Raw genomic sequence first — 5,970 nt, 5'->3', positions numbered from 1 at the left:
CAGATTCATGTGGTTGCCATCAGGTTGCTAGGCACTGCCCACCTGCGATTAATCGGTTAAGTTCATGTAGTTCATGTCCGGTGGGCAGTGGTTGAGACAGATTCATGTGGTTGCCATCGGGTTAGTAGGCACTGCCCACCCGAAGATTAATCTCTCCACTTATCCTGTCGTAGGAGTTTCTATACTTTTGATTAGATTACTTTTATACAACCTAGTTGCTGAGCTCAGTGGCTCGCCCAAAAAGTCCCCAGTGAATAAACTATGGGGATTATAATAGTTATAGGTTATGCCACTATATAAACGATAATATCCATAGGGCAAGCAATTTTCTTGGGGCAACGGTGCTAGAGTATCATTTTCTAGTAATGTGTAAACCTCTGCTTCAGACCTAGGCTCATAAACACATCCCAACCCAGAGTACATATTGTCCCCGATAACTACAGAGGGTTTACCCCAATAAGCTGCTTCAGCACCAATGGTTGAATTATAGGTAACCACCACATCAGCCCAGTCTATTAAGGCATAGGAGTCAACCTTTGAATCCGGAGGAATAACCTGGACATTTTTTCCATTCAAAGAATTCCACCAGTTGCGGTCTTTTAATGACTTTTTATTAAGGTTAGGATGGACTCGAATTGTTAAATAACAGTCTATCTGATTAGAGACCCAAGTGATCAAAGACTTTATGGCTTCCCTTTGATTTTTAAAAATTGGATTCTTGACCAAATCACCAATGGCAGCATATTCATCATCACTAGAAGAGTAGTAGACAATCTGACGATAATTGCTCCTTTGCTCAGGTACGATACCTTTTTGCTGCTCAGACGTAAAACTAGTCCATCCAATTCCATCTCCCTGCCTTTTACGCTTATAAAAGGTATGGCCTAACTCTTCTCTATCTATACCAGCCTGTTGCCAATAGGTTTTTATTTTTTCGCGCCTATAGGCATAATCATGAGGGGGCTCATCAAACATTTCGTATCGATCATAGGTGGCTCCCCGTTCATGGTATTGAACCTCAACACCAAGCTGTTTAGCGGCTTCAAAGATACCTTTAGAACAAGCAAAGCGTCCATTAAAAGAAATTATTTGCTGCGGTTTATACTTGAGAATAAGTGCCCGTGCCTTTTCATAAACTATTGCTGAAGAACGCAAATATCGTTGTATAAGTGCATAATGGTGATCAGGATCAGGATGGGAGCATTTCGTTTGCGATATTAAGGAAGAGACTGTGGATAAACCCAAAGCAGCGTCTTTGTAATTGTAGGTTCTCAGCTCCTGCAAGCTATCAGGAGCGTTTTGGACATAGTATTGAATAGTTAACTGAGTTTTTTCTGACAAAAATTCTTCCGATAAAATCGTTATACCATAGTTTTTTAAAATGCTTTCAAGTTTCCGTACTTTACTTTTCCAACTTAGTTTTCCCAATGTTTTAAAACGTCTATTGGGAGGGAATCGACTGTCATCGGGATTATCGACATAGATAAACGAAAATCCTGTATTATTCCCAGCAACTGCTGAATTAATAGCAATTTCTCCAGCAGTTTCTAGATGAGGAGTAAAGGTAAATGACTCAATTAGTAATACATCCATACTATAGCGCTTTTAAATTTGGTGAGGTACATTTTTTTAGGGAGTAGGGAGTAGGGAGTAGGGAGTAGGGGGAAGAGTGTGGGGAGATGGGGAGATGGGGAGATGGTAACCCACCCCTAACCCCTCCCAGGAGGGGAAGATGGGGAGATGGGGAGATGGGGAGATGGGGAGAACAGAAGTTCATGTAGGGTGGGCAGTGCAACAGACAAATTGCTTTGCTTGCCAATTCCGTTGCTAGGCACTGCCCACCCTACGATTAATTGGTCAAGTTGATGTTGGTGGGCAGTGCAACAGACAAATTGCTTTGCTTGCCAATTCCGTTGCTAGGCACTGCCCACCCTACGATTAATATCCCGACTATATTCATCAAACAAAAAGATCTAGTCAGTCCATCAGCTATCCTTAAAGTTTTCTTTAGAAATTAGCCTTAAAGTATCGGGATCATAATATTTATATGTTATGCCGTAACATAAATAATAATATCCATAGGGCAAGCAGGTTTCTTGGGGCAGCGGTGCTATAGTATCATTCTCTAGTAATGAGTAAACCTCTGCTTCAGACCTAGGTTGATAAACACACCCCAGCTCAGAGTATTCACTATCCCCCAAAAGTACAGAGGGTTTACCCCAGTAAGCCGCTTCCACACCAGTTGTTGAACCATAGGTAACCACCACATCGGCCCAATCCATTAAGGCATAGGAGTCAACCATTGAATGTGGGGGAATAACCTGAACATTTTTTCCGTTCAAAGAATTCCACCAGTTGCGGTCTTCTAGTGATTTTCGATGAAGGTGAGGATGAATCCTAATGGTCAGATAACAGTCCATCCGATTAGAGACCCACGTGATCAGAGACTCTACCGCTTCCCTTTGATTCTTAAAAATTGGATGCTTAACCAAGTCGCTAATGGCAGCATATTCATCATCACTAGAAGAGTAGTAGACAATCTGACGCTGATTGCTTCTTCGCCCAGGGACAACACCTTGTTGTTGCTTAGAGGTAAAATGAGTCGATCCAATTCCCTCTCCCTGCCTCCTATTCTTATAAAAGGTATGGCCTAACTCTTCTCTATCCATACCAGCCTGTTGCCAATAGGTTTTTATCTTTTCGCGCAAATAGGCCATATCATGAGGGGGCTGATCAAAAAGTTCGTATCGATCATAGGTAGCTCCCCGTTCAGAGTATTGAACCTCAACATCAAGCTGTTTAGCTGCTTCAAATATCCCTTTAACGGGAGCACTTCGTCCATTCAAAGCAATTATTTTATGAGGGTTATATTTGATAATAACTTTTCGTGCTTTTTCATAAACAATTGCTGAACATCGCAATAATCTTTCTATAAGGGGATAATGCTGATCAGGATCGGGATTGGAGCATAGGGTTTCGGATATCAGGGAAGACACAGTAGCTAAACCCAAATCAGCGTTGTTGTATTTGTAAGCTTTGAGCTCCTTTAAGCTATGGGGAGCATTTTCGACATAGTCTTGGATAGTTAACCGAGTTTTTTCTGATAACAACTCGTCCGATAAAGTGGTTATTCCATAGCTTCTTAAAATGCTTTCTACTTTCCAGACGTTCTGTTTCCAACTTCGTTTTCCAAAGCGTTGAGACTCTCTCTTGGAAATCGATCGACGGTCATGGGGATTATCAACATAGATAAAACAAAATCCTGTCTTCTTCCCGGCAACTGCTGCATTAATAGCAATCTCTCCAGCAATTCCTAGATAATCAGGAAAGGCATATGACTGAATTACTAATACATCCATATTATAAGCCCTCTGGCTTTTATATTTTGAGCAACATAAGTACTTATGGAAAGTGTGGGGAGTGTGGGGAGTATGGGGAGATGGGAAGTATGGGGAGTATGGGGAGATGGGGAGTTTGGGGAGTATGGGGAGATGGGGAGTTTGGGGAGCAACTGGCTCTCCTGTTCCCGGCAACTATCCCGAAGTCTGATCAGGTTTGTGATAGTTATGAGTTACAGTCAATGTCTTGATGCAAAGCGCGAGTGCTGTGGGTTCTGTGTGGGTCACCTTAATCAGCGGGGGGACACAACCGTTGCTGATCTGAGTCCCCATCTCCCCATCTCTCCACACCTCCCACACCTCCCACACTTCCGTCTCTACTCCCAACTCCCGATTCCCAGGGAGTGCGGTTTCCGTAGGCGAATTAAATTCGCCACGGGTCGCACCGCTCCCGACTCCCGACTCCCGACTCCCTGCTCCCGACTCCCTAAAACCCAACCCAATTGAAAACTCTTATAGTTAACAATCAGACATTGATCGATGGTCTCGTTGGAATTCATCCCTTCCGAAAGTGAAACTAAAGTTTAAGGTACCAGATATGGGGAAATAGACTTCATCGGGTTGAATAGTACCATCACCGTTGAAGTCGATTATCAGTGGGTTACCTATAGTAAATGGGATATTACCAATAGTGACTGTCAATCCATTTAGTTGAAAGCGACCGCCGAGGATGTGACCCATCATTTCGCTATCCTTCAGTTCAGTCAAACAGTCTTCCCGAGAAACATTGAGGTCAGAAATAGTGATCATAGTGAGTAAATCTCAACCGTAAATCGGCTGTGAATTGGTTTCCTTGACTAATCAAGTAGAAACATTTATTACCCCTGATCACCTTTCGACTTAATGCAGTCGCTCAGAAATACCTCACCACCTGCTATCAGTCGAAATCCTTGATATTAAAACTATAGCAGTTTTTAATTGCCTGAGGATCCTTATGCTGGGTTTTAGGGAGTCGGAAGTCTGGTGTGGGGAATCGGGAATAAGACAAAAATATTGTGTACATCATTAACTATGAGAACCGCTGTAGCAATCCTAAATTAGTCGTAAACTCTGCCAATAGAAAATAGGTAAACCATGAAATAATTGCTAGCCAATGGTTATGGCTATTTGCCATATCCGACCCTATTGTGTTCCCTTTTGGGACTATATTTGACGAATCCTTTAGGAATGCTATAGACTTAATAAATATTAATTAATACTTAACAAGCATAATCTAGAAAAATCTGGTGAAAATTAGTATAAAACCCAGGGGTTCAATTTTTATTTCCACCAGAATTATTACGGAGCCTAATTATACAGCGGAGGGTTAATAAACACACCCTTAAAAGCCTTTGACTTCTTAATTCCCCGCAGTTGTACTAATCCCAAGTTGGATAGTCGTCACAACTAGTGATTTTAGCTCCCGCTACCTTGACCAGAGCTTGGCAAAATTACCACTACCAATCTTACGGACAATCATCCATACTATCTGGATGGGATTGAACTTCGTTCTCTTTCTCAAAAGTAAGGGTGAACTCTAAAGTTCCACTGAAAGGTGTATAGACCTCATTTAGTGTAATCGTACCATCATTGTTTTGGTCGAATATCAGTCGGTTACCAAAGGTATATGGGACACCGAACTTGAGAGAAAAACCGCCTAGGATGTGACCCATCATTTCGGAGTATTTCAGTTCAGTAAAACAATTTTTTCGAGAAGTATTCAGATCAGAAATAGTGATCATAGTTAGTAAATTTCCAAGGAATGTGGTTAACTAATCAGGAATATAAATTATTATTCGTGATTAGATTTACCCCGATAGCAGGGCTGCAGAAATCACTTAACAACTGCCATAAGTATAAAGGATTAGTATTAAATAAATTTATCCTTAATACTTAATACTTCCAGGTAGCTGTGTTATGCTATTCTGCACAAGACTCTACAAACCTCTGGTTAAAATTAGTCGTAAACTTCCACAGTAAAGCGGTTAACTCTTAATTTCTACCAGAGGTTTTATGGAGCCTATTAGTGTGATTTTTACCCTAAAATCCCCCTATATAGGGGGATTTTGTTTAGTCGTGCCCCCCAAATTTTGGAGGGGGACGAAAGCAACTAAAGGTTATAATTATTAACCAAAGCTAAACTCTATATCGAAGGTTCCACCGAAGGGTGTGTAGAATTCATTGACTTCAATAGTACCATCACCATCTTGGTCGAATAGTAGTGGGTTACCGAAAGTGAAAGGGATACCAAACTTAATCTTTCCACCAATTTTGAAGCTACCACCAATGATGTGACCCATCATTTCGGAATCCTTCAGTTCAGTTAAGCAAGCTTCGCGAGAAACATTTAGGTCAGAAATAGTAATCATAGTGAGTAAATCTCCTGGAATTTAGCTTTATTTTGTGTTTGGTGTGAGGTTTGTTCTTTCCTCATCACATTTACATCCTAGGCGGTTTTTTTTAGGGATGCAAGGGGTTTTTCAAAGGGTTAGGGACATTAAAAATGCATCGTGTCTTTTAGGGATTAGTTATTGGAGATTAGTCATTTTCCCTTTGCATACCAGCCGTTTGCCTGGAATTATCTGTGATTATA

At 41.2% G+C, this 5,970-nt stretch carries 8 protein-coding genes; 2 read left to right on the top strand and 6 right to left on the bottom strand.

Features of this window, described 5'->3' with window-relative positions:
• Positions 1-159: 159 nt before the first annotated feature.
• A complete protein-coding gene (locus tag F6K57_RS35170) occupies positions 160-1,593 on the bottom strand; it encodes a hypothetical protein (protein WP_293072626.1) in 1,434 nt (477 codons plus the stop codon).
• Positions 1,594-1,740: 147 nt separating this feature from the next.
• On the opposite strand from F6K57_RS35170, the gene F6K57_RS35165 reads away from it, so the two are divergent.
• Positions 1,741-1,866 carry a hypothetical protein gene (locus tag F6K57_RS35165; protein WP_293072624.1) on the top strand — a complete coding sequence of 42 codons (126 nt, stop codon included), beginning with the start codon at positions 1,741-1,743 and terminating at the stop codon, positions 1,864-1,866.
• 119 nt (positions 1,867-1,985) lie between these two features.
• Here the strand turns inward: F6K57_RS35165 and F6K57_RS35160 are convergent, their stop codons facing one another.
• A complete protein-coding gene (locus F6K57_RS35160; protein WP_293072622.1) occupies positions 1,986-3,359 on the bottom strand; it encodes a hypothetical protein in 1,374 nt (457 codons plus the stop codon).
• Between the two features lie 45 nt (positions 3,360-3,404).
• On the opposite strand from F6K57_RS35160, the gene F6K57_RS35155 reads away from it, so the two are divergent.
• The gene (locus F6K57_RS35155; protein WP_293072620.1) at positions 3,405-3,845 is read left to right on the top strand and encodes a hypothetical protein; all 441 of its coding nucleotides are present in this window, start codon (positions 3,405-3,407) and stop codon (positions 3,843-3,845) included.
• Positions 3,846-3,857: 12 nt separating this feature from the next.
• Here F6K57_RS35155 and F6K57_RS35150 read toward each other — a convergent pair whose 3' ends face one another.
• From F6K57_RS35150 to F6K57_RS35135, 4 genes are all read right to left on the bottom strand, one after another.
• Positions 3,858-4,148, bottom strand: coding sequence for a hypothetical protein (locus F6K57_RS35150; protein ID WP_293072618.1), 291 nt, complete (start codon positions 4,146-4,148; stop codon positions 3,858-3,860).
• Positions 4,149-4,275: 127 nt separating this feature from the next.
• Positions 4,276-4,404: a hypothetical protein gene (locus tag F6K57_RS35145; protein ID WP_293072616.1), complete on the bottom strand. Its 129-nt coding sequence runs from the start codon at positions 4,402-4,404 to the stop codon at positions 4,276-4,278.
• Positions 4,405-4,843: 439 nt separating this feature from the next.
• Positions 4,844-5,119: a hypothetical protein gene (locus F6K57_RS35140; protein ID WP_293072614.1), complete on the bottom strand. Its 276-nt coding sequence runs from the start codon at positions 5,117-5,119 to the stop codon at positions 4,844-4,846.
• A gap of 384 nt (positions 5,120-5,503) precedes the next feature.
• Entirely contained in the window at positions 5,504-5,746 is a 243-nt protein-coding gene (locus F6K57_RS35135) for a hypothetical protein (RefSeq protein ID WP_293072612.1), read from the bottom strand.
• Positions 5,747-5,970: the final 224 nt, after the last annotated feature.

It is taken from the genome of Moorena sp. SIO4A5, assembly GCF_010672005.1.
In the GTDB taxonomy this organism is placed as follows: domain Bacteria; phylum Cyanobacteriota; class Cyanobacteriia; order Cyanobacteriales; family Coleofasciculaceae; genus Moorena.
This window is presented reverse-complemented; position numbering and strand designations above follow the sequence as displayed.

Coding starts and splice junctions, on each gene's coding strand:
- F6K57_RS35150 (WP_293072618.1), bottom strand. CDS start 4,148: ATGATCACTATTTCTGACCTCAATGTTTCTCGGGAAGACTGTTTGACT.
- F6K57_RS35165 (WP_293072624.1), top strand. CDS start 1,741: ATGGGGAGATGGGGAGATGGGGAGAACAGAAGTTCATGTAGGGTGGGC.
- F6K57_RS35145 (WP_293072616.1), bottom strand. CDS start 4,404: ATGATGTACACAATATTTTTGTCTTATTCCCGATTCCCCACACCAGAC.
- F6K57_RS35155 (WP_293072620.1), top strand. CDS start 3,405: ATGGAAAGTGTGGGGAGTGTGGGGAGTATGGGGAGATGGGAAGTATGG.
- F6K57_RS35170 (WP_293072626.1), bottom strand. CDS start 1,593: ATGGATGTATTACTAATTGAGTCATTTACCTTTACTCCTCATCTAGAA.
- F6K57_RS35160 (WP_293072622.1), bottom strand. CDS start 3,359: ATGGATGTATTAGTAATTCAGTCATATGCCTTTCCTGATTATCTAGGA.
- F6K57_RS35135 (WP_293072612.1), bottom strand. CDS start 5,746: ATGATTACTATTTCTGACCTAAATGTTTCTCGCGAAGCTTGCTTAACT.
- F6K57_RS35140 (WP_293072614.1), bottom strand. CDS start 5,119: ATGATCACTATTTCTGATCTGAATACTTCTCGAAAAAATTGTTTTACT.